The organism is Streptomyces angustmyceticus (genome assembly GCF_040701845.1).
Taxonomy (GTDB): domain Bacteria; phylum Actinomycetota; class Actinomycetes; order Streptomycetales; family Streptomycetaceae; genus Streptomyces; species Streptomyces angustmyceticus_A.
Genome location: NZ_JBFBHQ010000040.1, coordinates 1 through 25,762, shown reverse-complemented (window position 1 = coordinate 25,762; position 25,762 = coordinate 1). Strand labels below are relative to the sequence as shown.

Below are 25,762 nucleotides of genomic sequence, written 5' to 3'. Positions count from 1 at the left end.
CTCAGAGCCGTCCCGCCTCGATGATCCGCCGCAGGAACTGCCGGGTGCGGTCCTGCCGCGGGTCCCCGAAGACCCGCTCGGGCGTGCCGCGTTCCACCACCACCCCGCCGTCCAGGAAGCACACCTGGTCGGCGACCTCCCGGGCGAAGCCCATCTCGTGCGTGGCGATGACCATGGTCATGCCCTCCTCCTTGAGGTCGCGGACCACGCCCAGCACCTCGCCGACCAGCTCGGGGTCGAGCGCCGCGGTGATCTCGTCGAGCAGCAGCAGCCGGGGCCGCCCGGCCAGCGCCCGGACGATCGCCACCCGCTGCTGCTGGCCCCCGCTCAGCCGGTCGGGGTACTCCCCGGACCGCCCGCCGAGCCCGAGCCGCTCCAGCAGTTCGTGGGCCCGCGCCTCCGCTTCGGCGCGCGGCACCCCGTGCACCCGGCGGGGCGCCAGGGTGATGTTGTCCAGCACGGTCATGTGCGGGAAGAGGTTGTAGGCCTGGAAGACGACGCCGATCCGGCGGCGCACCGCGTCCACGTCGGCCCGCGGATCGGTGATCTCCGCGCCGTCCAGGAAGATCGCGCCGTCGTCGATCTCCTCCAGCAGGTTCGCGCAGCGCAGCAGCGTGGACTTGCCCGACCCCGAGGCGCCGATCAGCGCCGTCACGGTGTGCGGCGCGACCGCCAGATCCACGTCCCGCAGCACGACCGTGCCGCGTCCGTACGACTTGCGCACGGACTCCAGCCGCAGCACCGGGCCGCCGGCGGGCGCCGCCTCGCCTGCCTTGTCGCCGGCCGGGCGCGGGGTGTCGTCCGTGGTGCTCATACCAGTCCTCCCTGGGCGCGCCGGCGGTCCATACGGGCCGTCACCCAGTCCGTGCACCGCGTCATGGGGATGGTGAGCGCCACGAAGACGAGCCCGGCCACGACGTACGGCGTGAAGTTGAAGTCCTTGCCGGCGATGATCTGGGCCGCGTAGACCGCGTCCACCGCCCCCGCGATCGACACCAGACCGGTGTCCTTCTGCAGCGAGACCAGGTCGTTCAGCAGCGGCGGCACCACCCGCCGCACCGCCTGCGGCAGCACCACGAAGCGCAGCGTCTGTCCGCTGGTCAGGCCCAGCGACCGGGCCGCGGCCCGCTGCGAGGGGTGCACCGATTCGATGCCCGCCCGGAAGACCTCGGCGACATAGGCCGAGTACGTCAGCACCAGCGCGGAGCCGCCGAGCAGCACGGGGTCGGTGGTCACGCCCTGCAGCCGCAGCGCCGGCACCCCGAAGACCACCATCAGCAGACAGATGATCAGCGGCAGTCCGCGGAAGAAGTCGGTGTAGGCGGTGGCCAGGGCGCGCAGCGGGAAGAACACCGGGCCGCGCAGCGTCCGGGCCACCGCCAGCAGCAGCCCGAGCACCAGCACCGCCGCCCCGCACACCACCAGCAGCCGCAGGTTCAGCAGCAGCCCGTCCAGCACCTCCGGCAGCGCCTTGGCGGCGTACTCGGCGCTGAAGAACGTCTCCCGGGTACGCGGCCAGCCGGGGGAGCGGGTGATCACGAGGTAGAGGACGGCGGCGGTGACCAGGGTGCTCAGCGCGGCGACGGCGGTGGCGCGCCGGGTCCTGGCTCGCCGGAAGCGCTCCCGCTCGATCCGCCGCTGCGAGGGCACGTACCCGTCGTCGGCCCCGTCCCGTGCCGTCCGGAGTTTCGACACACCTTCTCCGTACGTCACTTGAGCACCGGGACGGACACGGCGTCGGTCAGCCACTTCTTCTCCAGCGCGGCGAGGGTACCGTCCTTGCGCAGCGCGTCGACCGCGGCCGTCACACACCGGGTGAGCCGGCTCTCCCTGTCCAGGACCAGGCCGAACTGCTCGTGGGCGGCGCCGGTATCCGCGAACTGCCCGACCACCTCGGCGTTCTTCACCTCGGCCGAGGTGATGTAGAAGGCCGTCGGCAGGTCGGTCAGGATCGCGTCGACCTGGCCGTTCTTCAGCGCGGACTTGGCGAAGTCGTTCTTCTGGAACACGGCGGGGCGCTGCGCCGGCCGGACGGTGTCCTCGACGACGTCCAGGCTGGTGCTGCCGACCTGCGCGCCGAGCTTGAGGCGCCGCAGGTCGGCGACGCTCCTGGCCTTGGCCGCGGGAGAGCCCTTGAGGGCGACGACGGCCTGGCGCACGTCGTAGTAGCCGGAGGAGAAGGCGACGGCCCGCTTGCGGGCGGGGCTGATGGAGATCTGGTTGATGTCGAAGTCGAACTTCTTCGCGCCGGGCGCGAAGGCGTTGTTGAACGGCACGGTCCGCCAGTCCACCGCGCCCTTGCCGTAGCCCAGCCGGCGGGCGACGGCGTAGGCGACGGCCGATTCGAAGCCCTTGCCACTGGCCGGGTCGTCGTCATGGAACCAGGGCGCGTAGGCGGGCTTGTCGGTGCCGACGGTGAGTTTGCCGTCCGCCACGGTGGCCAATCTGCCGCGGTCACAGCTCTGTTGTCGCGGCCCGGCGGCGCCCGGGCCGCCGGGCGACGCGTCCTGCGGGGCACAGCCGACGGCCGCGGTGAGCAGCGCGACGGTGGCGCAAGCGGCAAGTCCGAGGGGGCGGTTGGCGAGGCGCATGGCGGGAGAGTGGCAGTGCGCGAGGCAGTCTGTCGAGATCACCGGGGGAAACGTCCGCATGCTGGAATCACATTGCGGCGCTGTGACGTGCACGTTTCCCCGCCGGCAGGGGTGGGGCCCGAGGAGTCGGCACGCCCCACCCGGCTCAGCTCGTCCGGTGCCGCCTCACGCCGTGAAGCGGACCGCCCGCCGGATCTCCGGCTGGTCGGTCACCACACCGTCCAGCCCGAAGCCCCGCGCGAGGCGCAGCTGATCGTGGGTGTTGACGGTCCAGCCCACGACCTTCAGATGCGCGGCATGTGCCCGCTCGACCAGTTCCAGGGTGAGCCGGCGGATGTTCAAGGAGAGCATCGTCGCGCCGACGGCCTGCGCCCGGTCGACCACGTCCGCGCCGTACCTGCTGCCGACCAGCGCGGTGCGCACGCCGGGCAGCAGGGTCCGGATCGCCGCCAGCGCCTCGTCGTGGAAGGAGATCACGTCGACCCGGCCGACCAGATCGCGCGACCGCATCACCTCGGCCAGCGCCTGCGCGGCCGCCACGTCCTTGATCTCGGCCTGCAGCGGCGCCCTGACCGCTTCCACGACCTCCTCGAAGACGGGGATCCGCTCGCCCCGCCCGGCGTCGAGTTCGCGGAGCTCGGCGAGGGTGCGCTCGGCGATCGGGCCGGCGCCGTCGGTGGTGCGGTCCACATCCGCGTCGTGCATCACCACGAGCGCGCCGTCCTTGCTCAGGTGCAGGTCGAGTTCGATGACATCGAGGCCCTCGTGCTCGGCGCGCACGAAGGACCGCAGGGTGTTCTCCGGCTCCACGCCCATCATCCCGCGGTGTCCGATGGTGAGAAAGGACAAGGCTGCCTCGCTTCTGTCGGCTCGGTGCTGGTGTCGGCTCTGTCCACGTGCCGACCGTCGGGCGTCGGCAAGGGCGCTACGAAATGGCGCACAGCCTAACGGGACCGACCGGCGGAAAACGGGCTGCCGGACCGGACCGCGGTGTGTCCAGTACGGGTACCCGCCATATCCGGCTTCAGACCGTCTCACCCTCGCGTGGGCGAGTCCTCGTGGCGCTGACGGCGCCCGGGACGGCAGGTCGGCCGCCGCGGGCCCGGCGTCCGCCCCGCGCGGCGGCTATGGCATATGCCACACGTTCCGGAGGTTTGCTGCCCGGCGCGGACCCGGAGAAACCGCCGAAACCCTTGGCATTACTGGCAGGAAGTCCCGCCCTTGGTGCTGACGGCAGGAAAAACAGGCGCGAGCGGCGGGGGTGGGCAGAATAATTTTCAGCAGCGCCACTTGAGTGGGCGATCCTCGGCTGGTTACCGTGTTCTGACAACACGATCTATCGCCGGAGGGCAGTCATGACGGAAATTCTTTCGCCTGTGGGTGTCCGTGGGGCCACCACGACCGCAGGGAGCGTGGTCGAGCACCCGGCGTGGCCCGTGCTCAAGGAGGCGGTCGAGACCCTCCGCCCCTGGCAGTCCAAGGACGGTTCGATCGACCTGGCGGCGGACGGCGCCCCGCGCGCCGAGGCCGTCCGTACGGAGGTCGACCGCGTGATAGCGGCCCTCGGCGAGCTCGCCCCGCTGCTGCCGCACAACGCCGCCTACCACGACGCGCTCGTCGCCGACCTGCGCCGCTGGGCCGACAGCGGCTTCGGCGTGCCGGACTTCCTGGACTCCCTGCTCGCCTTCCAGCCCGCCCGGCAGCGTGCCGACGGCCTCCAGCACCTCGTGCTGTTCCCCATGTACACCCAGAACGGCAACCCGGACCGCAACTTCGAGGCCGTCGTCCTGCGCATGGTCTGGCCGGACTGGCTGGCCGAGCTGGAGCGCACCCGCTACGACAACCCCCTCTTCTGCGGCATCGCCTTCGAGGACTTCACGGCCGGCTACGACACCAACTCCGCCGTGCTCTTCCCGGAGACCATCGCCGTGCGCGAGGCCCCCGAGCGGTTCACCTGGGGCGGGATCTTCTGCGACCGCGAGGCCGCCCGCTTCCGCCGGGTGAGCGAGGCCGCCATCGAGACGCTCGGCGTCGAACTCCCCGAGGACATCCGCGAGATGCTCGGCGACCAGGAGCGCTGCCAGGAGGCGTTCGTCCTGTGGGACATGGTGCACGACCGCACCCACAGCCACGGCGACCTGCCCTTCGACCCGTTCATGATCAAGCAGCGCCAGCCGTTCTGGATGTACGGCCTGGAGGAGCTGCGCTGCGACCTCACCGCCTTCAAGGAGGCCGTGAAGCTGGAGGCCGAGGGGTACACCCAGGCGCGTGATGTGCAGTTCGCCGTGATCTTCGACCGGATGTTCCGCTTCCCGGTCACCGGCGACCGGGTCCGCAACTACGACGGCCTGGGCGGACAGCTGCTCTTCGCGTACCTCCACAAGCACGACGTCGTACGCTGGACGGACAACACACTGCACATCGACTGGGAGCGCGCGCCCAAGGTCACCAACCAGCTGTGCGGCGAGATCGAGAAGCTCTACCGCGACGGTATCGACCGGCCCAAGCTGGTCCACTGGTTCGCCGCGTACGACCTCGTCTCGACCTACCTGGCACCGCACCCGGGCTCGGTCTGGGCCAAGGGACCCGACGCCCTCGACCTCGACCAGCCGCCGCGCAAGCTCGTGGACGACGTGCTCCCCGACGAATTCCCCCTGAGCATGTTCTACGAGGCGCTCGCCAAGAAGCTGCGCGCCGTGATCGCATCCACCAAGGGCATCACGGCCCACAGCGATGAATTGGCGGCGGCATGACGAACGACCGGAACACCCGGCCGAAGGCCGTCCAGGAGCAGGACGAGGAGGCGACGGAGATGGTTACTTCGACGGGCGGCCAGGGGCCGCTGGAGGGTGCGGTCATCGCGGTGGCGGGCGCGGCCGGACCGGCCGGCCGTGCGACCCTGCTGCGGCTGGCCGAAGCGGGTGCGGTGGTGGTCGGCTCGGACTCCCACCCCGAGCGGCTGGCGGAGGCCGTGGACGCGGCCCGCTACGCCCACGGCGGCGCCACGGTGATAGGGGACACCGTCGACCTCCTCGACCTCGACCAGACCCGCGAATGGGCGGCTCGTACGGAGAAGGAATTCGGCCGGATCGACGGCCTGGTGCACCTCGTCGGCGGCTGGCGCGGCTCCTCGACCTTCGCGGAGACCGACCTCGCGGACTGGGACATGCTGCACAAGCTGCTGATCCGCACCGTCCAGCACACCTCGCTCGCCTTCCACGAAGCGCTCGAACGCAGCGGCAACGGCCGCTTCCTCCTCACCAGCGCGGCCGGCGCCAGCAAGCCCACGGGCGGCAACGCCGCCTATGCCGCCTCCAAGGCGGCCGCCGAGGCCTGGACGCTCGCCATGGCGGACGGCTTCCGCAAGTCGGGGGGTGAGCAGGGACCGCGCGCCGCGGCTGCGATCCTGATCGTGAAGGCGCTCGTCAACGACCAGATGCGCGCCGAGCGACCGAACGCCAAGTTCGCGGGCTTCACGGATGTCACGGAGCTGGCCGAGGCCATCGCCGGGGTCTGGAGCCGGCCCGCCCAGGAAGTGAATGGACAGCGTCTGTGGCTGACCCCCGAGCCGTGACCGGAGCGAAGACCGACGCACGGCAGCACCACGACCCCGAGATACGCGGCTTCGCCAGCGACAACTACGCGGGCGCGCACCCCGAGGTGCTGGCCGCGCTCGCCCTCGCCAACGGCGGCCACCAGGTCGCCTACGGCGAGGACGACTACACCGCACACCTCCAGCGCGTCTTCCGCAGCCACTTCGGGCAGCGCGCCGAGGCGTTCCCGGTGTTCAACGGCACCGGTGCCAATGTCGTCGCCCTGCAGGCCGTGACCGACCGCTGGGGCGCGGTGATCGCCGCGGATTCCGCGCACATCCATGTGGACGAGTGCGGTGCGCCCGAGCGGATCGGCGGGCTCAAGCTGCTGACCGTGCCCACCGAGGACGGCAAGCTCACCCCCGAGCTGATCGACCGCGAGGCGTACGGCTGGGACGACGAGCACCGGGCCATGCCGCAGGTCGTCTCGATCACCCAGAGCACGGAGCTCGGCACGGTCTACACGCCGGACGAGATCCGGGCGATCTGCGAACACGCGCATGAGCGCAACATGGTGGTGCACCTCGACGGCTCGCGGATCGCCAACGCCGCGGCGACGCTCGACGTCCCGATGCGGGCCTTCACCAACGCCGTGGGTGTCGACATCCTCTCCTTCGGCGGCACCAAGAACGGTGCGGTCTTCGGCGAGGCCGTGGTGGTGCTCAACCCCGACCGGGTGCGGGCGATGAAGCATCTGCGCAAGCTGTCCATGCAGCTGGCCTCCAAGATGCGCTTCGTCTCCGTCCAGTTGGAGGCACTGCTCGCCAAGGACCTGTGGCTGCGCAACGCCCGGCACGCCAACACCATGGCGCAGCGGCTGGCGGCCGGGGTGCGGGAGATCGGCGGGGTGGAGATCCTCTACCCCGTGCAGTCCAACGGCGTGTTCGCCCGGCTTCCGCACGATGTCGCCGAGCGGATGCAGAAGCGCTACCGCTTCTACTTCTGGGACGAGTCGGCGGGTGTGGTGCGCTGGATGTGCGCGTTCGACACCGCCGAGGAGGACGTCGACGGCTTCCTCGCCGCGCTCCGCGAGGAGCTGGGCCGCTAGGCGTCCGGCACCACTCCGAACTGAATAGCTATGCGTCCGACCGAAAAGTCATTGACTCTCGGCCGGGCGCATCGCTACGTTCCCGGGGTATGGAGCCGATCCAGAACATCCCGGATATTTCTGCTTACTTGGCGGCCGACGAGGTCATCGACCACGACCATCCGCGCGTCCGGGCCACGGCGGCCGCCCTCGCCGCCGAAGCCCCGGATGCATACGCATACGCCGAGGCCGCCTTCCGCTTCGTCCGAGACGCCATTGCGCACAGCGCGGACGCCGACGACCCGCGCGTCACCTGGCGCGCCTCGGACGTGCTCGCGCAGCGCACCGGCATCTGCTTCGCGAAGGCGCATGCGCTCGTGGCGCTGCTGCGTGCGGAGGGCATCCCCGCCGGGCTGTGCTACCAGAAGCTCGACACCGTCCACGGCCTGATCGCCGTCCGGCTGCCGGGCGAGGACCGCTGGGCGCGCCAGGACCCGCGGGGCAACAAGCCGGGTGTCGACGCACAGTTCCGCCTGGACCGGGAGCAGCTCGCCTTCCCCGTGCGGCCCGAGTGCAACGAAGTGGACTACCCGGTGCTATTTGCTGAACCACATCCGGCCGTGCTCCAATGCCTCCAGGAGGCCGTCGACCGGTCTCACCTCTGGCAGACGCTCCCCATCGATCTCTGAGGAACGGCCCCGATGCCCAGCTCTTCGCACGTCTCCGGCACGACCTGCCGCCTGCATGTTTCCGACGAGGTACGCGCCCTGGCGCCCGGCTTCGGCTACCTCGCCGTCGAAGCCCACGGCCTCACCAACGGGCCCAGCGACGAGACCGGAGCGGCGCTCCTGGACGAGGCCGCCCGCCGCCTCGCCGCGCGCCTGGACGGACGGGCCCCGCAGGACGATCCGCACGTCGCCGCCTGGCGCGCCGCGTACACCGCGTTCGGCAGCAAGCCCTCGCGCACCCGCAACTCCGCCGAGGCACTGGCCAGGCGGGCGCTCGCGGACGGCGGGCTGCCGCGCATCAACCGCCTCGTGGACATCTACAACGCCGTCAGCGTCGCCCACCTCGTCCCCGTGGGCGGTGAGGACCTCGACCGCATCCAGGGCGGGATGCGGCTGGTGCGGGCCACCGGCGACGAGCCGTTCGTGACCGCGGCCGGCGGCGCCGAGACCGTCGAACACCCCGACGCGGGCGAGGTCGTCTGGTGCGACGACGAGGGCGTCACCTGCCGGCGCTGGAACTGGCGGCAGGGCGTCCGCACCCGCCTCACCGAGGACTCGGTCAGCGCCCTCTTCCTGCTGGAGCGGATGGCTCCCATGACGCTCGACGAGCTGGCCGACGCGGGCGCGGAGCTGACCCGGGCGCTGCGGGAGGCCTGCCCGGACGCCCGTATCGAGACCGGTGACATCTGGGCCCCGTGACCGGACGGCCGGACCGCCGGCCGCAGGCGCCGCCGCGACGACGGCGGTGCGCTGAGGCCGGCGGGTCCGCCGTCAGGCGGTACCGGGCGCCGCGGGTGCCGTGCCGCCGAGGTGGGCCGGCAGCCACCAGGTGTCCTCGGGGCCCTTGGGGCGCGCGGGGTAGGCGCGCTGCGCCGCCTCCAGCAGGTCCTGCACACGGGCCCGCAGCCGGTCGGTGATCTTCTCGGCCTGCTCGGCCGGATCGGCCTCCATCGGCTCGCCCACCCGGATCGTTATCGGCAGGTGGTTCCGGCCCAGGTCGCGCTTGTGGCCCTTGGTCCACAGCCGCTGGGTGCCCCACAGCGCCACCGGCAGCAGCGGCACCCCGGCCTCCTGGGCCAGCCGCACCGCACCGGACTTGAAGGTCTTCAGGGTGAAGGACTCGGAGATCGTCGCCTCGGGGAAGACCCCGATGATCTCGCCCGAACGCAGCGCGGTCAGCGCGTGCTTGTAGGCGTGCATGCCCTGCGCACGGTCCACGGGGATGTGCTTCATCGCGCGCATCAGCGGCCCGGACACCTTGTGCCGGAACACCGACTCCTTCGCCATGAAGCGCACCAGCCGCTTGGCGGGACGCGCCGTCAGGCCCGCGAAGACGAAGTCCAGGTAGCCGATGTGATTGCTCACCAGAACCGCTCCGCCGCTGCGCGGAACGTGGTCCGTCCCGGCGATGTCGAATTTCAGATCGAGCGCCTTGAAGAGCGTGCGGGCGGCGCCGATCACCGGCGGGTAGACGAGCTCTGCCATTGTCCGGAGGACCCCTTTTCCACGCCTGGGGAGGGTTCTCCCGGCGGAAACCTACGCAGCCGTAGCTGCGGCTTTCGGGAGATCGTGCCCGATCTCGGCCGTGGCCACCAGCGCGCGGGCCGCCGGGGCCGGGAGATTCTTGTCACGTGCAGGCCCGCTCCACCCGTCGACCGCCCGGGCACAAGGCGCCTCCCGGCCCCGGGAATCTTTGCGGCCCCGGGAACGCTGCACCCCTCGATGACCGGACTCATGGTGCCCCGCGCGGCGCTCGCGGCGGCGGGCGCTCCCGGACCGGTGGCACCCACTTCGAAGGGGCGCTGACGGTGCGGGAGCGGGACGACGGGGCGCGGCTGGGTGCCGCCGAGATCGGTGCGGAGCTGGGGGAGCGGGCCACCCTGCTGCAGTTCTCCAGTGCCTTCTGCCAGCCCTGCCGGGCCACCCGGCGCACCCTCGCCGAGGTCGCCGGGATGGTTGCGGGGGTGGCCCATGTCGAGATCGACGCGGAGGACCACTTGGACCTCGTACGGCGGCTGGAGGTGGAGCGCACCCCGACCGTGCTGGTGCTCGACGCGGGCGGCGCGATCGTGCGCCGCGCCGCCGGACAGCCGAGGAAGGCGGATGTCATCGCGGCGCTGGGCGCGGCCGTCCGTGATTGATCTCCCAGATGGCAGGCGCCCCTTGACGCTGTGGGTCACACCTCGTCACTCTGACGTGATGCGGCCAGGAACCCTTCTGTACGGACGCGCCCACGTCGACCTTCTGCGGACTGCCAGCGCCCGCTGTCCGGGCGCGTGAAGCGCGACGACATCATTGCCGCCGGCCATCGGACCGCCGGCGGCTCCGCCCGGGCTCGTACACCCCAGCAGAAGGACAACTCCATGACGGCCTCGACCGGCCTCGGCACGCCCCGCACCGCCTCCCCGGAGCTGCTGCGCTCCGTCTTCCGGCAGCACGCCGCCGGCGTCGCGGTGATCACCGCCCACGGCGCCCGCCCCGCCGGCTTCACCGCCACCTCCCTCACCTCCGTCGCCGCCGACCCGCCGCTGCTCTCGTTCGGCATCGGCACCGGCGCCTCCAGCTGGCCCGCCGTCTCGGAGGCCGAGCACATCGGCGTGCACATACTCGGCGAGCACCAGCAGGAGCTGGCCGCCACCTTCGCGCGCAGCGGCGCCGACCGCTTCGGCCCCGCCACCTCCTGGCGCACCGGCCCCGAGGGCGTGCCCCTCCTGGACGGCGTGCTGGCCTGGCTGGTCTGCAAGGTCGTGGCGCGGGTGCCGGCCGGCGACCACCGGATCGTGCTCGCCCAGCCCGTCGTCGGCGACCCCGCGGGGCCCGGCCGTCCACTGCTGTACCACCAGGGGCGCTTCAACGCGCTGAGGGACTGACGGGTTCCCGTTCCGCTGCTTCGTCCGCCGGTCGGGTCCGTTGGCAAGGTCACATTTCGACGGCCTTGCTTCGGGGCACGAGAGTCGATGTACTGGCGAGTAATATGACGGTCGGCGTGGGGAACCGCATCCGACCGGGAGCCGCCCCGACAGGCGCCTATGCTGCCAGCACAAGGCAGTTCTGAAGAGACGAAGCAGGTAGGAGAGCCGGCGTGAGCCTGAGGATCGTTGTCTGTGTGAAGTACGTGCCCGACGCCACCGGCGACCGGCACTTCGCCGAGGACCTGACCGTCGACCGTGACGATGTGGACGGTCTGCTCTCGGAGCTCGACGAGTACGCCGTCGAGCAGGCCCTGCAGATCAAGGAAGCCGCCGACGACGCGGAGATCACGGTTCTCACGGTCGGCCCCGAGGACGCCAACGACGCGCTGCGCAAGGCGCTGTCGATGGGCGCCGACAAGGCCGTCCACGTCGAGGACGACGACCTGCACGGCACCGACGCGCTCGGCACCTCGCTCGTGCTCGCCAAGGCCATCGAGAAGACCGGCTACGACCTCGTCGTCTGCGGCATGGCCTCCACCGACGGCACGATGGGTGTGCTGCCCGCGCTGCTCGCCGAGCGCCTGAACGTCCCTCAGGTCACCCAGCTCTCCGAGGTGTCCGTCGACGGCGGCAAGGTCACCGGCCGCCGCGACGGCGACACCGCCACCGAGCAGCTGGAGGCCGCGCTGCCGGCCGTCGTGTCCGTCACCGACCAGTCGGGTGAGGCGCGTTACCCCTCCTTCAAGGGCATCATGGCCGCCAAGAAGAAGCCGGTGGAGTCCCTGGACCTGGAGGACCTGGAGATCGAGGCGGACGAGGTCGGCCTCGAGGGCGCCTGGACCAAGGTCGACGGCGCCGCCGAGCGCCCCGCCCGCACCGCGGGCACGATCGTCAAGGACGAGGGCGAGGGCGGCAAGCAGCTCGCCGAGTTCCTCGCGGGCCAGAAGTTCATCTGAGCCGCAGTCCTTATCCCCGCCCTCATTCTTCCCGCAGGAGAGCAATCCCATGGCTGAAGTCCTTGTCTACGTCGACCACGTGGACGGCGCCGTCCGCAAGCCCACCCTCGAACTGCTCACCCTCGCCCGCCGCATCGGCGAGCCGGTGGCCGTGCACCTCGGTGCGAACGCCGAGGACGCCGCGAAGATCCTCGGTGAGCACGGTGCCGTGAAGGTGCTGGCCGCCGACGCGCCCGAGTTCGCCGAGTACCTCGTCGCCCCCAAGGTCGACGCGCTGCAGGCCGCCTACGACGCGGTCTCCCCGGCCGCCGTCCTGCTGCCGTCCTCCGCCGAGGGCAAGGAGATCGCGGCCCGCCTCGCGCTGCGCATCGGCTCCGGCATCATCACCGACGCCGTCGACGTCGAGGCCGGCGACGAGGGCCCGGTGGCCACGCAGTCCGTCTTCGCGGCCTCGTACACCACCAAGTCCCGCATCACCAAGGGCACCCCGGTCATCACCGTCAAGCCCAACTCGGCCGCCCCGGAGGCCGCCCCGGCCGCCGGCACCGTCGAGCAGCTCGCGGTGACCGTCGCCGACTCCTCCAAGGGCACCAAGATCGTCTCGCGCACCCCGCGCGAGTCGACCGGCCGCCCGGACCTGACCGAGGCCGCGATCGTGGTCTCCGGTGGCCGCGGCGTCAACGGCGCCGAGAACTTCCCGGTCATCGAGGCGCTCGCCGACTCGCTCGGCGCGGCCGTCGGTGCCTCGCGTGCCGCGGTGGACGCCGGCTGGTACCCGCACACCAACCAGGTCGGCCAGACCGGCAAGTCGGTCTCGCCGCAGCTGTACATCGCGGCGGGCATCTCCGGTGCGATCCAGCACCGTGCCGGTATGCAGACCTCGAAGACGATCGTCGCCATCAACAAGGACGAAGAGGCGCCGATCTTCGAGCTGGTCGACTACGGCGTGGTCGGCGACCTCTTCGACGTCGTCCCGGCCCTCACCGACGAGGTCAAGACCCGCAAGGGCTGACCACCGTCCCGCCGGAGCCCGGCTCCGGACCTCGCACGAGGCCCCGTACGCGCGGTGCGTACGGGGCCTCGTGCCGTGGCGGCACCCGCGAGCGGTGCGGTGTCGTCAGCTGCCCGTGGCCCCGTCGATCCGTTCGCGCAGCAGGTCCGCGTGGCCGTTGTGCCGGGCGTACTCCTCGATCATGTGGACGTAGATCCAGCGCAGGTTGAGGGTGCGCCCCGGGCGCGGGGAGAAGGTCTCGTCCAGCCCGCGGTCCGCCACCGCCTTGTCGCAGGCCTCGATCTCGGCGCGGAACGCGGCGACATCGCGCTCGGCGCCGGCCGGGTCGGCGCCGTGGAAGTCGGCGTCCGGGTCGTCGTCGGTGAAGTACAGGTCGCCGATCCGCTGCCCCAGGAAGCGCACCCGGAACCAGGTGCGTTCGACGTCGGCCATATGGCGCACCAGGCCGAGCAGGGTGAGGGCGGACGGCGGTGCGCTCGCCTCGACGAGCTGGTCGGGCGTCAGGCCCGCGCACTTGGCGAGCAGGGTGTCACGGTGGAAGTCGAGCCAGCCCTGCAGCATCTCCCGTTCACCGGCCACGGTGGGGAGTTCTCTGCGTTCGACGGAGGGTGCGATCCAAGTCATGGGGGCGAGTCTGGCGCTACCGCGGCGGACCCGCCACGGAGTTTTCCGGGCCTGCCCGTGCGCCGTGACCTGCGCCGTGCCGGGTGAGGGTGTTGACCTTGGCAAACCGGCCGGTTAACTTCGCTATACGGATTGTTGATTCCGTTGAGCGGAAAACGCTCGATCGTCGGGCGTGCGCACCGGGAGGGTATCGAATGGGGCAGCAGGAGAGCGTGGCGACGAGCCTCGCGGACACCGTACGTGAGGGAATCGGAGCCGCTCTCGCCCAGGTGGACGCGGACCTGGCGCGGCGCTACCCGGGCGACCCCGGCACCCGCCAGCCGGTCCACACGGTCTACGTCCCCGGCGACGTCTTCACCGCCGGCACCCTGCGCTCCTGGGGCGACCAGGCGCTCGCGGCCCTCGACGCGCATGCCCCCGACGCCGGTGCGCTCGCCGCCGTCCTCGGCATCCCCGACGCGCTCGCCGCGGACGTCCACGACCGGGTCCGGGCCAAGCTGACCCGCGAGCCCGTCGAGGACCTGCGCATCGACTTCGAGGACGGCTACGGCCCCCGCCCGGACGCCGAGGAGGACGAGGCCGCGGCCCGCGCCGCCGCCCTGGTGGCCGCCGCCTACCGGGACGGCACCGCCGCCCCCTACATGGGCATCCGGATGAAGTGCATGGAGGCCGCCGTCCGCGACCGCGGCATCCGCACCCTCGACATCTTCCTCACCGGCCTCATGGCGGCCGGCGGCCTGCCCGACGGCCTGGTGCTGACGCTCCCGAAGGTGACCTACGCCGAGCAGGTCACCGCCATGGTCCGGCTGCTGGAGGCCTTCGAGAAGGCGCACGGCCTGGAGGCCGGCCGGATCGGTTTCGAGATCCAGATCGAGACCACCCAGTCGATCCTGGGCGCCGACGGCCGTGCCACCGTCGCCCGCATGATCGAGGCCGCCGAGGGCCGCGCCACCTCCCTGCACTACGGCACCTTCGACTACAGCGCCTCCTGCGGCGTCAGCGCCGCCCACCAGTCCCTCGACCACCCGGTGGCCGACCACGCCAAGGCCGTGATGCAGGTGGCCGCCGCCGGTACCGGCGTCCGCCTCTCCGACGGCTCCACCAACGTCCTGCCGGTCGGCCCGACGGAGCAGGTGCACGCCGCCTGGCGCCTGCACCACGGCCTGGTGCGCCGCTCGCTGGCCCGTGCGTACTACCAGGGCTGGGACATGCACCCGGCTCATCTGCCGACCCGTTACGCGGCGGTCTACGCCTTCTACCGCGAGGGCCTGGAGCAGGCCGCGGCCCGGCTCGCGGCGTACGTCGCCAAGGCCGGCGGCGACGTCATGGACGAGCCCGCCACCGCCAAGGCGCTCAGCGGCTACCTGCTGCGCGGCCTGGACTGCGGCGCCGTGGACACCGCCGAGGTCGCCCGGCTGACCGGGCTGACCCGCGCCGACCTGGACGCCCTCGCGGGCCGCCCCGCGGCCACCGCCTGACGGCACGACGGCGCCCCCGCCGTCCGGCAGCCACCACGAGGCCCCCGCCGGGACGGCGGGGGCCTTCCGCGTTCAGGCCGCGGCCCCTCCGAGGTCGTCGACATGGGCGCGCAGGACCGTGGCGCAGGTCGCCGCGTCCAGCACGTCCGGCCGCAGGACGGCGGTGAAGGCCAGGCCGTCCAGGAGGGACGTCAGCCGCTCGGTCTCGGTGTCGAGGGCGAGTCCCGGTCGCAGGCCGCCCGCCGTGTCGAGACGGGCGAGGATGCGGCGGACGAGGGACCGGGTGCCGGTGGCGGTCTCCCGGGCGAGGTCGTCGAGGGCGGGGTGGGTCCGGGCGGCGGTGGAGAAGTCGACGAGGACGGTGACCTCGGCGCGCCGGCTGTCGTCCAGCGGCAGCAGTTCGGACAGCAGCTCCACCGCGCAGTCGCGGATCCGCGCCGCGGGCAGCCCGCTCAGATCGCCCAACGCGTCGACGCGGCGCTGGAGCCGGGCGCCGACCCGGTCGAGCATCGACCGCATCGCGAAGCGCATCAGCTCTTCCTGGCCGGCGAAGTAGTGCCGCACCGAACCGATGTTGAGCTGCGCCTCGTCGGCGACGGTGCGCAGCGAGGCGCGTTGGATGCCGTCGCGTACGACGACGCGGAAGAGGGCGTCGACGACGTCGCGGCGCCGGGCTTCTCGGTCCACCTGCTTGGGCATGGCCCCTTTGTATCACGGCTGTGATAAATTGTTTTCTATCACACCTGTGATACAAAGAATGGAGGGATGGCCGTGGAGCGGGTTCTGAACCTTCTTCTCATCCGATTCGGCCTGATCGTGGGCGGCCTGGTGGTGCTGGCCCTGCTGGTCTTCGCCGTGGCGCTGGTCCTGAAGCGCCGGGGAAAGCTCGATGCCGCGCGGCGGTACGCGGCACCCGCCGCGCATGCCGTCAGCCGTTATCTGGACGACCGGGGCGCCGCGCGGGGCCGGGGCGGGGTGTCCCGCGGCGGCGGGTCGGTGGCCGGTGCGGTGGTGCGGGCGGCGGCCCGGCGGCTGGACGACGACGGGCGCGGGCAGCGGCAGCGGGAGCCGGGACCGGGTGAGGTCCGGTGACCGGCGTCGGCGGGGTGGCCGGTGACGGCCTGGCGTCCCTCACCCTCGCCCGGGGCGGGGGCGGCGGCAGGGGTGACGAAGGCGCCGACCTCCTCGCTCACCTGGTGGCCGACGCCGCGCTCAAGGGCGTCATCGTGCTCGTCGCGCTGATCGTGCTCGGGCTGGGGATGGTGCTGATCTGGAAACGGGTGGGGCGTGGCGGGGGTCCGCACCGCGACGAGCGGTGATCGGCCGCCGGGGGGTGACGTGGGGGCGTATCGGAGTCGCCCCCCCGACCCGCCATCGCCCGGGGGCGGAACGGGCCGGCCCGGGAACTGTCCCGGAGCCGCCCCGCCATGGCGCGGCGCGCGGCGTCCGGCCCGCGGCCGTCCGGGAGTTCAGCTCTCCGAAGGCGGGATCTCGCCCGAGCCGCGGGCGATCAGGCGGGTGGGGATCTCGCGGCGCTGCGGCGGGTCGTCGATGCCCTCCAGGCGGCGGAAGAGCAGCCCGGCGGCCGTCCGGCCCATGCCTGCCGGGTCCTGGGCGACGACCGTGATCGCGGGCCGGACGAGATCGGCGAGTTCGAAGTCGTCGAAGCCCACCAGTGCGACGGGGCGCGGGCGTTCGCGCAGGACGCGCACGGCGGTGACGGTGACCCGGTTGTTGCCCGCGAAGAGGGCGGTGACCGGCTCCGGGGCGTCCAGTATGCCGGTGGCGGCGGCGCGTACCCGGTCGGGCGCGGTGGAGCCCAGCGACACCCAGGACTCGTCGACGGGCAGGCCCGCGGCGGCCATTGCCGTGCGGTAGCCGCGCAGCCGTTCGCGCGCGGTGTGGATCCGCGGCTGGTCGCCGATGAAGCCGATCCGGCGGTGGCCGTGCGCGATGAGGTGGGCCACCGCGTCCCGGGCCCCGCCGAAGTTGTCGGAGACCACGACGTCCGCGTCGATCCGGCCGGGCGGGCGGTCCACGAACACGGTCGCTATCCCGGCCGAGATCTCCGGCTCCAGATAGCGGTGGTCGTCGGCGGCCGGGATGATGACCAGCCCGTCCACCCGCCGTGCGCACAGCGCCAGCACCAACTCCTGTTCGCGGGACGGGTCCTCGGCGCTGGAGCCGTTGATCAGCAGCGCGCCGTGGCCGCGGGCGACCTCCTCGACGGCGCGGTTGAGCGGGCCGTAGAACGGGTCGGCGAGGTCCTCCAGGACCAGGCCGATGCTGGCCGTGCGCCCCTTGCGCAGGATCCGGGCCGAGTCGTTCCGGCGGAACCCCAGGGCGGTGATGGATTCCTGTACGCGTCGTTCGGTGTCCGGTGTGACGCCCGGTTCGCCGTTGACCACGCGGGAGACCGTTTTGAGGCCGACCCCGGCGCGCGCCGCGACATCCTTCATCGTGGGCCGGGTGCCATAGCGGCGGGAGGTGCCCCGCGCGGTGTCGGTCACGGTGTGCGGTCCTGATTCTGTCGGCGTCGGCTGTGGCGTCGAGCATAGCCTCTAGACAACGTTGTCAATGGGGGGAAGACTGGCGTTCTCACGCCGGGCCGGTACGCTCGGCCCCCGGGCCCACCAGGAGATTCCACACCGATGCAGACCGACCTCAGCGCAGCGTTGGACATTGGCGGCACCAAGATCGCCGGTGCTCTGGTGGACGCCCGCGGCAGACTGGTCGAACGGGCCGCCCGGCCCACCCCCGCCGACAAGGACGGGGCGACGGTGATGCGTGCGGTGGCCGAGGTGGTCGCGGAGCTGGCCGCGGGTCCCGACTGGGCACGGGTGACGGCCGTCGGCATCGGCAGCGCGGGCCCGGTCGACGCCTCCTCCGGCACCGTCAGCCCCGTCAACATCCCCGGCTGGCGCGACTTCCCGCTCGTCGCCGGGGTGCGGGCGCTCGTCGGGGAGCGCCCGGTCGTGCTGGTCGGCGACGGTGTCGCGATGACCGCGGCCGAACACTGGCAGGGAGCCGCCCGCGGCCACGCCAACGCGCTGTGCATGGTGGTCTCCACGGGCGTCGGCGGCGGGCTCGTCCTCAACGGGCAGCTCCACGCGGGCCCCACGGGGAACGCCGGGCACATCGGGCACATCAGCGTCGAGGTCGACGGCGACCCCTGCCCGTGCGGGTCCCGCGGCTGCGTCGAGCGGATCGCCAGCGGACCCAACATCGCCCGCCGGGCGCTGGCCAACGGCTGGCAGCCCGGCCCCGACGGCGACACCAGCGCGGCCGCCGTCGCCGCCGCCGCGCACGCCGGTGACCCGGTCGCCGTCCGCTCCTTCGAACGGGCCGCCCGCGCGCTGGCCGCCGGCATCGCCGCCACCGCCACGCTCGTGGAGATCGACATAGCGGTGATCGGCGGGGGAGTGGCGGGCGCGGGCGAGGTCCTCTTCGCCCCCTTGCGGGCTGCCCTGCGGGACTACGCGACGCTGTCGTTCGTGCGGGGCCTGACGGTCGTCCCGGCCCAAATGGGAACGGACGCCGGGGTGGTGGGCGCCGCCGCTGCCGCCGGGCAACGCCCTCGCCCCGATGCCTTCGTTCCCGCACCCTGACGCTTCCGGGGGGCTTGGCCCGAGGTCACGGCCGGGCCCGATGCCGTGGCGCATCCGGCGCGGGGCCCCGGCCCGCCGCCTGCTGACGCCCTCCTCCCGGGCGCCGGGTGATCCGGGCGGGCCGAGCGCCCGCCCGGAGTCGTCAACTCCCGCGCTACTGGCCCCGGTTGGGGCTCAGCAGGTGAACTTCGCGTCCGCCCAGTCGGCGTGGTCGTAGTCGATGCCGTCCCCGCCGTCGGTCACGACGAGCCGGACGGACCGGGCGCCGGCGAGCGGGGCGCTGACGGTCCTGGCGGTGTCCGCGCCGGTCACCGCGGGGCTCGCGGCGGCCTTCTTGCCGTCGGCCCACACCTCGAAGCCCACCGATCCCCGGTCACCGGCCTCGTCGTCGATGCCGACCTGCGCCGTGAAGGCGGAGCACCGCCCGCCGGTGTAGAACTCCACCTCGCTGGGGGCGTGCACCCCGAGGCCCTTGGCGAAGCCGGTGCCGCCGATGCTGAGCGGCCTGCCGTCCCCGGCATCGCGCTCCCCGACGCTGGTGTTCTTCTCGACCGGGCCCCAGCCGTTGGCGGCGGTGAGCCAGGGGAGCGCGGCGGCGTCCGTGGTCCCGGACGGCGGTGGCACCACGACATGGGCGGTGCCGGGCAGCGTGTCGGTGATCCGTGCGCCGCGGGGCGAGCGGTAGTCGGCGGTGAGCGGCAGCTCGTAGGTGCCCGGCGCGGTGCCGGCCGGGGCGGTGATCTGCCAGCCGGTGCCGAGCGTCCGGCCGCCGGGCAGTGCGCGGGCCGTCGACGGGGAGGTGGCCCGGACCCGCCAGCCCTGCGGGGCCTTCAGGGTGACGGTGAGGTTCCGTGCGGGGGTGCCGCCGAGGTTGCGGACGGTGGAGCGGAGGGCGGCGGGGGTGCCGGCCTCGGTCAGCGGCGTACGGTCGGTGCCGGTCTCCACGGCCGGTGGGTAGCCGGCCCAGCGCTTGTCGGCGGAGACCCGGTAGACGGTGGTGCCGTGCGCCGGGACGGTCGCCGAGACGGTGCCCGTGGTGTGGGTGTCCTGGTGCCGCCACAGATCGCGCAGCCGGTAGCCGTCGGCCTGCGGGAGGCCCAGTTCCCGGGCGGTGGTGGTGATCCGCTGCGGCCGCCCGGTCTCGTTGAACAACGCCACCGCCCGGTCGCCGTCGGCCAGTTGCCGCACCAGCGTCCAGCGACCGGACTCGGACCTCAACACCGTGGCCTGCTTGCCCAGGCGGTCCTGGTCGATGGCGATGAGGTCCTTGTTGGCCAGGATCTCGAACGTCTCCGGGCCGGCCTTGCGCAGGTCGGAGCCGATCAGCAGCGGGGCGGCCATCATCGACCACAGGGAGAAGTGGCTGCGGTACTCGGTGTCGGTCATGCCACCGTTGCCGACCTCCAGCATGTCCGGGTCGTTCCAGTGGCCGGGGCCGGCGTGCGGGGCCAGCGGCAGATTCTGCTTGGCGATGTCGAGCATGCTCGACCACGAGTCACTGATGTCCCCGGTCGTGCGCCACAGGTGCCCTACGTCCGACGCCCACTCCCAGGGCTTGTTCTCGCCCCATTCGCAGATGCTGTAGACGATGGGCCGCCCGGTGGCCTTGAGTGCGTCCCGCATCGTGCGGTACCGCTGCTTGGCGTCCACGCCGAGGTTATTGCAGTTGTCGTACTTGAGGTAGTCCACGCCCCAGTCGGCGAACTGCTGGGCGTCGGACTTCTCATGGCCCAGGCCGCCGGGGAATCCGGCCGTATTGCAGGTTTTGATTCCGGCGCTCGTGTAGATGCCGAATTTCAGACCCTTGGAGTGGACGTAATCGGCCACCGCCTTGATGCCGTGGGGGAAGCGCTGGGGATCCGGTACGAGCTTGCCGTTCCCGTCGCGGGTGGGCAGCGCCCAGCAGTCGTCGAGATTGACGTACTGATAGCCGGCGTCCTTGAGGCCCTTGGCGACGAAGATATCGGCGATGCCCTTGACCATCGCTTCGTCGAACTCGGCCCGGCAGTTGGTGGAGTTCCAGTTGTTGAAGCCCATCGGGGGCGTCGCGGCCAGCCCGCCGGGGAGCCGGGGAGCGGGCGCGGTGCGGTCGGGGCCGGCGCCCGGGGAGTCGGGTGTACGGGCCGCGGCGGGCAGGGCGGTCACCCCTGCCGTGCACAGCAGCGCGGCGGACAGCGCTCCGACGATTCTTCGGTGGCCTCGCCGGTGGGTGGTGCGGATATGAACGCGCATGGTTCGCGTCCTCCGTCTTCGCGAGAGGTGTTGTGGGGTCATGTACCGGTCGCGTGCGAGTGTTTACGGTAGGGCTTGTTGGAGTCTGTTGGAAGAGGAGCGGTATCGGTTCCTGGTGCGCCGGCCAAACCCCTTGACTGGGTCGGGCGTTCGGAGTGAGATCCCACCACTCGCGTTCGTTTCTGTTTGGTTCCACCCCTGAGGAGGGGGACATGGTCCAGTCAACGTTCAGCGGTTCGGATACGTACGGGGAAGCGGTGGGACGTCGGATGTCCCGCCGGGCGCTGCTGCGGAGCGCGGCGCTGGGCGCGGGGGCCGTGGCCCTTCCGTCGCTGCTCGCCGCCTGCGGCAGCGGCCCGGAGGGCGTCACCGTGGGGTCGAATGCCTCGGACGCCGTCCCGAAGAAGGCCTTCGCCGCGGCCTTCAAGGCCTATGAGAAGAAGTCGAAGAAGACGGTGCGGGTCAACACCGTCAATCACGAGAACTTCCAGGAGAACATCAACCGCTATCTCCAGGGCACCCCGGACGATGTCTTCATGTGGTTCGCCGGAAACCGTATGCAGTACTTCGCGCAGAAGGGCCTCCTCTCCGACATCAGCGATCTGTGGCGGGACTTCGGCGGGTTCTCCGAGGCGCTGAAGAAGCAGTCGACGGGGCTGGACGGCAAGCAGTACCTGGTGCCGTACTACTACTATCCGTGGGCCGTCTTCCACCGGAAGAGCGTGTTCCGGGAGAAGGGGTACGAGATTCCCAGGACCTTCGACCAGTACCGCGCACTCGCCCGGCAGATGCAGAAGGACGGGCTGGTGCCGTTCGCCTTCGGCGACAAGGACGGCTGGCCGGCGATGGGCACCTTCGACTACCTCAATATGCGCGCCAACGGCTACGACTTCCACATCGCGCTGATGCGCGGCCAGCGCGCCTGGAACAGTCCGCAGGTCAAGCAGGTCTTCGACCTGTGGCGCGGGCTGCTGCCCTATCACCAAAAGGGCGCCAACGGCCGCACCTGGCAGGAGGCCGCACAGACCCTCGCGCAGAAGAAAGCCGGGATGACCGTGCTCGGACTGCCCCATCCCGGCCAGCAGTTCAGTGCCGCCGACCGGCAGGACCTGGACTTCTTCCCCTTCCCGGAAATCGACCCGGCTTACGGGCAGGACGCGGTCGAGGCCCCGATCGACGGATTTCTGATGTCGAAGAAGGCCAAGGACAAGGCGGGGGCCAAGGACCTGCTGCGCTTCCTCGCCACGCCGAGGGCGGAGGACATCTATCTCGCGTCCGACCCCAGCAATGTCGCGGTCCACAGCGGCGCGGACACCGCCGCCTACACCCCGCTGCAGAAGAAGGCCGTCCAACTCGTGTCGGAAGCCCGGCAGATATCGCAGTTCATGGACCGCGACACCCGCCCCGATTTCGCCTCGACCGTGATGATCCAGGCGATCCAGCAGTTCCTCAGCAGCCCGGATGACATCGACGGCCTGGTCAACGACATCGAACGCCAGAAGAAGCAGATCTTCTCCGCCGAATGACGGTGCCGGAAGGCCGCTGTGAAAGACGGGAGCGAACCGCCGTGCCGAATCCCCGCGCACGGCGCGCCCGAAGACCGGGGCCACGGCGCCACACCCGCCGTGACCTCGTCGTCCTCGGCGCGCTGCTGGGCATACCCATCCTGCTCGACCTCGCCCTGATCTGGGGCCCGACACTGGCCTCCGTCGGGCTGTCCTTCACCACCTGGGACGGCATCGGCGACATCCGGTGGGCGGGCCTGAAGAACTACGACGCCCTCTTCACCACCTACCCCCAGTTCTGGCCGGCGGTCCGCCACAACCTGCTGTGGCTGCTCTTCCTCGGGCTGCTCGCCGCCCCCTTCGGCCTGCTGCTGGCCGTGCTCGTCGACCGCGGTGTCCGCTTCAGCCGCTTCTACCAGTCGGTGCTCTACATGCCGGTGGTGCTCTCGCTCGCCGTCGTCGGCTTCATCGCCCAGCTGATCCTCTCCCGGGACCAGGGCGCACTGAACGCCGTCGTCGGCGGCAGAAACCCCACCGACTGGCTGGGAGATCCCGGACTCAACATCTGGATGGTGCTGCTGGCCGCCTGCTGGCGGCACACCGGCTATGTCATGATCCTTTATCTCGCCGGACTGAAATCCGTCGACCCCGGCCTGAAAGAGGCCGCCGCCCTCGACGGTGCCAGTGAACGGCAGGCCTTCTTCCGGGTCGTGCTGCCCACCCTGCGCCCGGTGAACGTCATCGTCGGCGTCATCACCGTCATCGAATCGCTGCGCGCCTTCGACATCGTCTACGCCGTCAACAAGGGCCGCAACGGTCTGGAGCTGCTGTCCGTGCTGGTCACCGACAACATCATCGGGGAGGCCGGCCGGATCGGCTTCGGCTCGGCCATCGCCGTCGTCCTGCTGCTGGTCTCGCTGGGATTCATCGTGACCTATCTCGTCCAGGAACTCCGCGGGGAGGAACGGTGATGACCGCACCCGCCGCCACCGCCCCGCCCGTCCGCGCGCCCCGCCGCCGCGGCCGGTTCGGCGTCCACCTCTTCCTCTCCGCGGTCTCGCTCGCCTTCCTCGCCCCGCTGCTGCTGGCGGTCTACGCCTCGCTGCGCCCCTACGAAGAGACCGCGGCACACGGCTATTTCTCCCTCCCGCGCCACCTCTCCTTCGACTACTACCGGCAGGCCTTCGCCGACTCCGGAATGAGCCGGTACTTTCTCAACTCGCTGCTCATCGCGGTTCCCGGAGTCCTGCTCACCCTTTTCCTGGCCTCGTTCGTGGCCTTCGCGGTTTCCCGGCTGCGGATCCGCGGCGGCCTCGTCTGGCTGATGGTGTTCACCGCGGGAAACCTGCTGCCCCAGCAGGTGATCGTCACCCCGCTCTACGTCCTGTTCAACAAGGTCCCGCTGCCGTACTGGATGTCCGACTCGCTCACGATGTACGACTCCTACTGGGCCGTCATCGCCGTGCAGACCGCCTTCCAACTCGGTTTCTGCGTCTTCGTCCTGGCCAATTTCATGCGTACCCTGCCGCGGGAAATCCTGGAGGCCGCGATCGTCGACGGAGCCGGCGTCTGGGCGCAGTACCGGCGGGTCACCCTTCCGCTGTGCCGGCCCGCGCTCGCCGCCCTGGGCACCCTGCAATTCACCTGGATGTACAACGATTTCCTGTGGGGCCTGGTCTTCCTCTCCGACGGCGACAAACTCCCCGTCACCTCGGCCCTCAACAATCTGCGCGGGCAGTTCTTCACCGACTACAACCTTCTCGCCGCGGGCTCCGTGCTCGTCGCGCTGCCCACGATTGTGGTCTTCCTGCTCCTCCAGCGGCATTTCATCGCCGGACTGACCCTCGGCGCGAGCAAGGGGTAGCCCAACCGGCCGCGCGGAACAAGAGGGCGACGGCACGATGGGCCGCCGTCATATGCGGAGTCTCCCGGGCCGCGGCGGCCCGGGAACTCGGTATGCGTATGAGGGTTTCGGTACAGGAGGGGCGGGGGAGCGCTTGTTTGCCGGGGGCGTCGCGGCGGTGGACAGAGTGACCGGCATCCACCGCGCGAGGCATTTCGCGACCGGCGCGTCCCCGGGTGTGGGAAACCTCCCTGGCCGCGCCGATGGTCGAATGCGCAACGTTCCCGGTCGTGCGCGCGGCCCGTGACCCCGAGCGTTTCCGTGGCAGGGTGTGGCGGGCAACTCACCTGGGTCTAGGGAAGAGGGGAAACCGTGATCGTCTGGCTGAACGGCACGTTCGGTGCGGGCAAGACCACTACGGCTCATGAATTGCTCGACCTGCTTCCCGGAAGCACGCTCTACGACCCCGAACTCCTCGGCAGCGGACTGCGGTCGATGCTGCCGGCCAAGCGGTTCGAGGAGATCGACGACTACCAGGACCTGCCGTCCTGGCGGCGGATGGTCGTGGACACCGCCGCGGCCCTGCTCACCGAGGTGCCGGGACCGCTGGTCACCCCGATGACGCTGCTGCGCCAGGAGTACCGCGACGAGATCTTCGGCGCCCTCGCCGCCCGCCGGATTCCCGTACGGCATGTCCTGCTGCACGCGGAGGAAACGATCCTGCGAGCGCGAATAGCGGAGCGCCAGGACCCCTCAGGAGACGCCGGGGCCACCGCGCCCACGCGCCGGTGGAGCCTGGAGCACCTGGGCCCGTACGCCGACGCCCTGCCCTGGCTCCGGGGCGACGCCCATGTCGTCGACACCACCCGGCTCACGCCCCGCCAGACCGCCGAACGCGTCGCCGAGGCCGTCCGTACCGGCGCCGGCGCCTGCGACATCGTGCAGACCCCCGAACCGACCGCCGAGACGCTCGCGGCCGGCGTCCTGCTCTTCGACGACCAGGACCGGGTACTGCTCGTCGACCCGACCTACAAGGCCGGCTGGGAATTCCCCGGCGGCATCGTCGAACGCGGCGAGGCCCCCGCCCACGCCGGCGTCCGCGAAGTCGCCGAGGAACTCGGCATCGAACTGCCCCGCGCGCCCCGCCTGCTGGTCCTCGACTGGGAAGCTCCCAAACCACCCGGCTTCGGCGGCCTGCGCCTCCTCTACGACGGGGGCACCCTGACCGACGACCGCATCAGCAAACTCCTCCTCCCCGGCGCCGAACTCCGCGACTGGCGCTTCGTCACGGAGTCCGAGGCGGAGAAGATGCTGCCGCCCGTCCGGTGGAACCGCCTCCGCTGGGCGCTGCGGGCGCGTGAGCGGGGCTGTCCGCTTCACCTGGAGGCGGGGGTTCCCGTGGGGTAGCCGTACGTTTTTGTCTTTTCCGCCGTGAGGGTCCGCTGCGCTTTGCTTGCCGCCCACGTTTTTGGCTGTCTCGCCGTTTCGCCTGGCGGCGGGCGGGGCCGCTGCGCCTGGCCTCCGCTCGTTTTTGGCTGTCTCGCCGTGGCGCCTGGCGGCGGGCGGTGCCGCTGCGCGGGCTGTCGGGTGCGGTGACGGGCCTGCGCGGGTGGGTGTCCGGACTGCTTCGCTTTACGTCCGGACACCCACCCC

26 protein-coding genes are annotated in these 25,762 nt (G+C 71.5%); 17 read left to right on the top strand and 9 right to left on the bottom strand.

Features of this window, described 5'->3' with window-relative positions:
* Position 1: 1 nt before the first annotated feature.
* The 4 genes from AB0411_RS36690 to AB0411_RS36675 all read right to left on the bottom strand — a co-directional run bounded on the left by AB0411_RS36690 (position 2) and on the right by AB0411_RS36675 (position 3,440).
* Positions 2-814, bottom strand: a complete 813-nt coding sequence (locus AB0411_RS36690) for an amino acid ABC transporter ATP-binding protein (RefSeq protein WP_366421569.1) — start codon at positions 812-814, stop codon at positions 2-4.
* Complete coding sequence (locus AB0411_RS36685; protein WP_366421568.1) at positions 811-1,695, bottom strand: amino acid ABC transporter permease; 885 nt, start codon at positions 1,693-1,695, stop codon at positions 811-813. Before AB0411_RS36685 ends, AB0411_RS36690 begins: the two co-directional genes overlap by 4 nt.
* Before the next feature lie 14 nt (positions 1,696-1,709).
* Complete coding sequence (locus AB0411_RS36680; protein WP_366421567.1) at positions 1,710-2,591, bottom strand: ABC transporter substrate-binding protein; 882 nt, start codon at positions 2,589-2,591, stop codon at positions 1,710-1,712.
* Positions 2,592-2,756: 165 nt separating this feature from the next.
* A complete protein-coding gene (locus tag AB0411_RS36675) occupies positions 2,757-3,440 on the bottom strand; it encodes a glycerophosphodiester phosphodiesterase (protein WP_366421566.1) in 684 nt (227 codons plus the stop codon).
* A 506-nt stretch (positions 3,441-3,946) separates the two neighbouring features.
* On the opposite strand from AB0411_RS36675, the gene AB0411_RS36670 reads away from it, so the two are divergent.
* The 5 genes from AB0411_RS36670 to AB0411_RS36650 all read left to right on the top strand — a co-directional run bounded on the left by AB0411_RS36670 (position 3,947) and on the right by AB0411_RS36650 (position 8,638).
* A complete protein-coding gene (locus tag AB0411_RS36670) occupies positions 3,947-5,344 on the top strand; it encodes a DUF6421 family protein (RefSeq protein ID WP_366421565.1) in 1,398 nt (465 codons plus the stop codon).
* A 59-nt stretch (positions 5,345-5,403) separates the two neighbouring features.
* A complete protein-coding gene (locus tag AB0411_RS36665) occupies positions 5,404-6,165 on the top strand; it encodes an SDR family NAD(P)-dependent oxidoreductase (RefSeq protein WP_366421586.1) in 762 nt (253 codons plus the stop codon).
* Complete coding sequence (locus tag AB0411_RS36660; protein WP_366421564.1) at positions 6,144-7,232, top strand: threonine aldolase family protein; 1,089 nt, start codon at positions 6,144-6,146, stop codon at positions 7,230-7,232. Before AB0411_RS36665 ends, AB0411_RS36660 begins: the two co-directional genes overlap by 22 nt.
* Before the next feature lie 89 nt (positions 7,233-7,321).
* Positions 7,322-7,900, top strand: coding sequence for a transglutaminase-like domain-containing protein (locus AB0411_RS36655; protein WP_366421563.1), 579 nt, complete (start codon positions 7,322-7,324; stop codon positions 7,898-7,900).
* A gap of 12 nt (positions 7,901-7,912) precedes the next feature.
* Complete coding sequence (locus tag AB0411_RS36650) at positions 7,913-8,638, top strand: B3/B4 domain-containing protein (protein ID WP_366421562.1); 726 nt, start codon at positions 7,913-7,915, stop codon at positions 8,636-8,638.
* Positions 8,639-8,710: 72 nt separating this feature from the next.
* Here the strand turns inward: AB0411_RS36650 and AB0411_RS36645 are convergent, their stop codons facing one another.
* Positions 8,711-9,424, bottom strand: coding sequence for a lysophospholipid acyltransferase family protein (locus tag AB0411_RS36645; RefSeq protein ID WP_086716701.1), 714 nt, complete (start codon positions 9,422-9,424; stop codon positions 8,711-8,713).
* Positions 9,425-9,747: 323 nt separating this feature from the next.
* Here AB0411_RS36645 and AB0411_RS36640 point away from each other — a divergent pair, with 323 nt between their 5' ends.
* From AB0411_RS36640 to AB0411_RS36625, 4 genes are all read left to right on the top strand, one after another.
* Positions 9,748-10,080 (top strand): TlpA family protein disulfide reductase, encoded by a 333-nt coding sequence (locus tag AB0411_RS36640; RefSeq protein ID WP_366421561.1) that lies wholly within the window; start codon positions 9,748-9,750, stop codon positions 10,078-10,080.
* A gap of 222 nt (positions 10,081-10,302) precedes the next feature.
* Positions 10,303-10,809, top strand: coding sequence for a flavin reductase family protein (locus AB0411_RS36635; RefSeq protein ID WP_366421560.1), 507 nt, complete (start codon positions 10,303-10,305; stop codon positions 10,807-10,809).
* Positions 10,810-11,021: 212 nt separating this feature from the next.
* Entirely contained in the window at positions 11,022-11,807 is a 786-nt protein-coding gene (locus tag AB0411_RS36630; RefSeq protein ID WP_086716699.1) for an electron transfer flavoprotein subunit beta/FixA family protein, read from the top strand.
* Between the two features lie 49 nt (positions 11,808-11,856).
* On the top strand, positions 11,857-12,819 hold the full coding sequence (locus tag AB0411_RS36625) for an electron transfer flavoprotein subunit alpha/FixB family protein (protein WP_086716698.1): 963 nt from the start codon (positions 11,857-11,859) through the stop codon (positions 12,817-12,819).
* Between the two features lie 105 nt (positions 12,820-12,924).
* On the opposite strand, the gene AB0411_RS36620 is transcribed toward AB0411_RS36625, so the two are convergent.
* A complete protein-coding gene (locus AB0411_RS36620) occupies positions 12,925-13,443 on the bottom strand; it encodes a DinB family protein (RefSeq protein ID WP_366421559.1) in 519 nt (172 codons plus the stop codon).
* Between the two features lie 194 nt (positions 13,444-13,637).
* Between AB0411_RS36620 and AB0411_RS36615 the strand changes: the two genes are divergently transcribed.
* Positions 13,638-14,921, top strand: a complete 1,284-nt coding sequence (locus AB0411_RS36615; protein ID WP_366421558.1) for a DUF6986 family protein — start codon at positions 13,638-13,640, stop codon at positions 14,919-14,921.
* A gap of 72 nt (positions 14,922-14,993) precedes the next feature.
* Here AB0411_RS36615 and AB0411_RS36610 read toward each other — a convergent pair whose 3' ends face one another.
* Entirely contained in the window at positions 14,994-15,620 is a 627-nt protein-coding gene (locus AB0411_RS36610; RefSeq protein ID WP_366421557.1) for a TetR/AcrR family transcriptional regulator, read from the bottom strand.
* 72 nt (positions 15,621-15,692) lie between these two features.
* Here AB0411_RS36610 and AB0411_RS36605 point away from each other — a divergent pair, with 72 nt between their 5' ends.
* Together AB0411_RS36605 and AB0411_RS36600 are read left to right on the top strand one after the other, a co-directional pair.
* On the top strand, positions 15,693-16,013 hold the full coding sequence (locus AB0411_RS36605) for a hypothetical protein (RefSeq protein ID WP_366421556.1): 321 nt from the start codon (positions 15,693-15,695) through the stop codon (positions 16,011-16,013).
* The gene (locus AB0411_RS36600) at positions 16,010-16,240 is read left to right on the top strand and encodes a hypothetical protein (protein ID WP_366421555.1); all 231 of its coding nucleotides are present in this window, start codon (positions 16,010-16,012) and stop codon (positions 16,238-16,240) included. Before AB0411_RS36605 ends, AB0411_RS36600 begins: the two co-directional genes overlap by 4 nt.
* Positions 16,241-16,390: 150 nt before the next feature.
* On the opposite strand, the gene AB0411_RS36595 is transcribed toward AB0411_RS36600, so the two are convergent.
* On the bottom strand, positions 16,391-17,431 hold the full coding sequence (locus AB0411_RS36595) for a LacI family DNA-binding transcriptional regulator (protein ID WP_366421554.1): 1,041 nt from the start codon (positions 17,429-17,431) through the stop codon (positions 16,391-16,393).
* A gap of 141 nt (positions 17,432-17,572) precedes the next feature.
* Here AB0411_RS36595 and AB0411_RS36590 point away from each other — a divergent pair, with 141 nt between their 5' ends.
* A complete protein-coding gene (locus AB0411_RS36590; protein ID WP_366421553.1) occupies positions 17,573-18,529 on the top strand; it encodes an ROK family protein in 957 nt (318 codons plus the stop codon).
* Positions 18,530-18,703: 174 nt separating this feature from the next.
* Here AB0411_RS36590 and AB0411_RS36585 read toward each other — a convergent pair whose 3' ends face one another.
* Entirely contained in the window at positions 18,704-20,761 is a 2,058-nt protein-coding gene (locus AB0411_RS36585; RefSeq protein ID WP_366421552.1) for an NPCBM/NEW2 domain-containing protein, read from the bottom strand.
* A 269-nt stretch (positions 20,762-21,030) separates the two neighbouring features.
* On the opposite strand from AB0411_RS36585, the gene AB0411_RS36580 reads away from it, so the two are divergent.
* The 4 genes from AB0411_RS36580 (at position 21,031) to AB0411_RS36565 (ending at position 25,516) form a co-directional block, all read left to right on the top strand.
* On the top strand, positions 21,031-22,287 hold the full coding sequence (locus AB0411_RS36580) for an ABC transporter substrate-binding protein (protein WP_366421585.1): 1,257 nt from the start codon (positions 21,031-21,033) through the stop codon (positions 22,285-22,287).
* A 41-nt stretch (positions 22,288-22,328) separates the two neighbouring features.
* On the top strand, positions 22,329-23,237 hold the full coding sequence (locus AB0411_RS36575) for a carbohydrate ABC transporter permease (RefSeq protein ID WP_366421551.1): 909 nt from the start codon (positions 22,329-22,331) through the stop codon (positions 23,235-23,237).
* A complete protein-coding gene (locus tag AB0411_RS36570; protein ID WP_366421550.1) occupies positions 23,237-24,130 on the top strand; it encodes a carbohydrate ABC transporter permease in 894 nt (297 codons plus the stop codon). The genes AB0411_RS36575 and AB0411_RS36570 overlap by 1 nt, the downstream gene beginning before the upstream one ends.
* 351 nt (positions 24,131-24,481) lie before the next feature.
* Entirely contained in the window at positions 24,482-25,516 is a 1,035-nt protein-coding gene (locus AB0411_RS36565; protein WP_366421549.1) for an NUDIX hydrolase, read from the top strand.
* Positions 25,517-25,762 lie beyond the last annotated feature (246 nt).

What these genes read in the sequence shown, in the direction of transcription:
- AB0411_RS36690 (WP_366421569.1), bottom strand. Translation starts at nt 814, where the DNA reads ATGAGCACCACGGACGACACCCCGCGCCCGGCCGGCGACAAGGCAGGC.
- AB0411_RS36680 (WP_366421567.1), bottom strand. Translation starts at nt 2,591, where the DNA reads ATGCGCCTCGCCAACCGCCCCCTCGGACTTGCCGCTTGCGCCACCGTC.
- AB0411_RS36670 (WP_366421565.1), top strand. Translation starts at nt 3,947, where the DNA reads ATGACGGAAATTCTTTCGCCTGTGGGTGTCCGTGGGGCCACCACGACC.
- AB0411_RS36665 (WP_366421586.1), top strand. Translation starts at nt 5,404, where the DNA reads ATGGTTACTTCGACGGGCGGCCAGGGGCCGCTGGAGGGTGCGGTCATC.
- AB0411_RS36655 (WP_366421563.1), top strand. Translation starts at nt 7,322, where the DNA reads ATGGAGCCGATCCAGAACATCCCGGATATTTCTGCTTACTTGGCGGCC.
- AB0411_RS36650 (WP_366421562.1), top strand. Translation starts at nt 7,913, where the DNA reads ATGCCCAGCTCTTCGCACGTCTCCGGCACGACCTGCCGCCTGCATGTT.
- AB0411_RS36645 (WP_086716701.1), bottom strand. Translation starts at nt 9,424, where the DNA reads ATGGCAGAGCTCGTCTACCCGCCGGTGATCGGCGCCGCCCGCACGCTC.
- AB0411_RS36635 (WP_366421560.1), top strand. Translation starts at nt 10,303, where the DNA reads ATGACGGCCTCGACCGGCCTCGGCACGCCCCGCACCGCCTCCCCGGAG.
- AB0411_RS36625 (WP_086716698.1), top strand. Translation starts at nt 11,857, where the DNA reads ATGGCTGAAGTCCTTGTCTACGTCGACCACGTGGACGGCGCCGTCCGC.
- AB0411_RS36620 (WP_366421559.1), bottom strand. Translation starts at nt 13,443, where the DNA reads ATGACTTGGATCGCACCCTCCGTCGAACGCAGAGAACTCCCCACCGTG.
- AB0411_RS36615 (WP_366421558.1), top strand. Translation starts at nt 13,638, where the DNA reads ATGGGGCAGCAGGAGAGCGTGGCGACGAGCCTCGCGGACACCGTACGT.
- AB0411_RS36610 (WP_366421557.1), bottom strand. Translation starts at nt 15,620, where the DNA reads ATGCCCAAGCAGGTGGACCGAGAAGCCCGGCGCCGCGACGTCGTCGAC.
- AB0411_RS36590 (WP_366421553.1), top strand. Translation starts at nt 17,573, where the DNA reads ATGCAGACCGACCTCAGCGCAGCGTTGGACATTGGCGGCACCAAGATC.
- AB0411_RS36585 (WP_366421552.1), bottom strand. Translation starts at nt 20,761, where the DNA reads ATGCGCGTTCATATCCGCACCACCCACCGGCGAGGCCACCGAAGAATC.
- AB0411_RS36580 (WP_366421585.1), top strand. Translation starts at nt 21,031, where the DNA reads ATGTCCCGCCGGGCGCTGCTGCGGAGCGCGGCGCTGGGCGCGGGGGCC.
- AB0411_RS36570 (WP_366421550.1), top strand. Translation starts at nt 23,237, where the DNA reads ATGACCGCACCCGCCGCCACCGCCCCGCCCGTCCGCGCGCCCCGCCGC.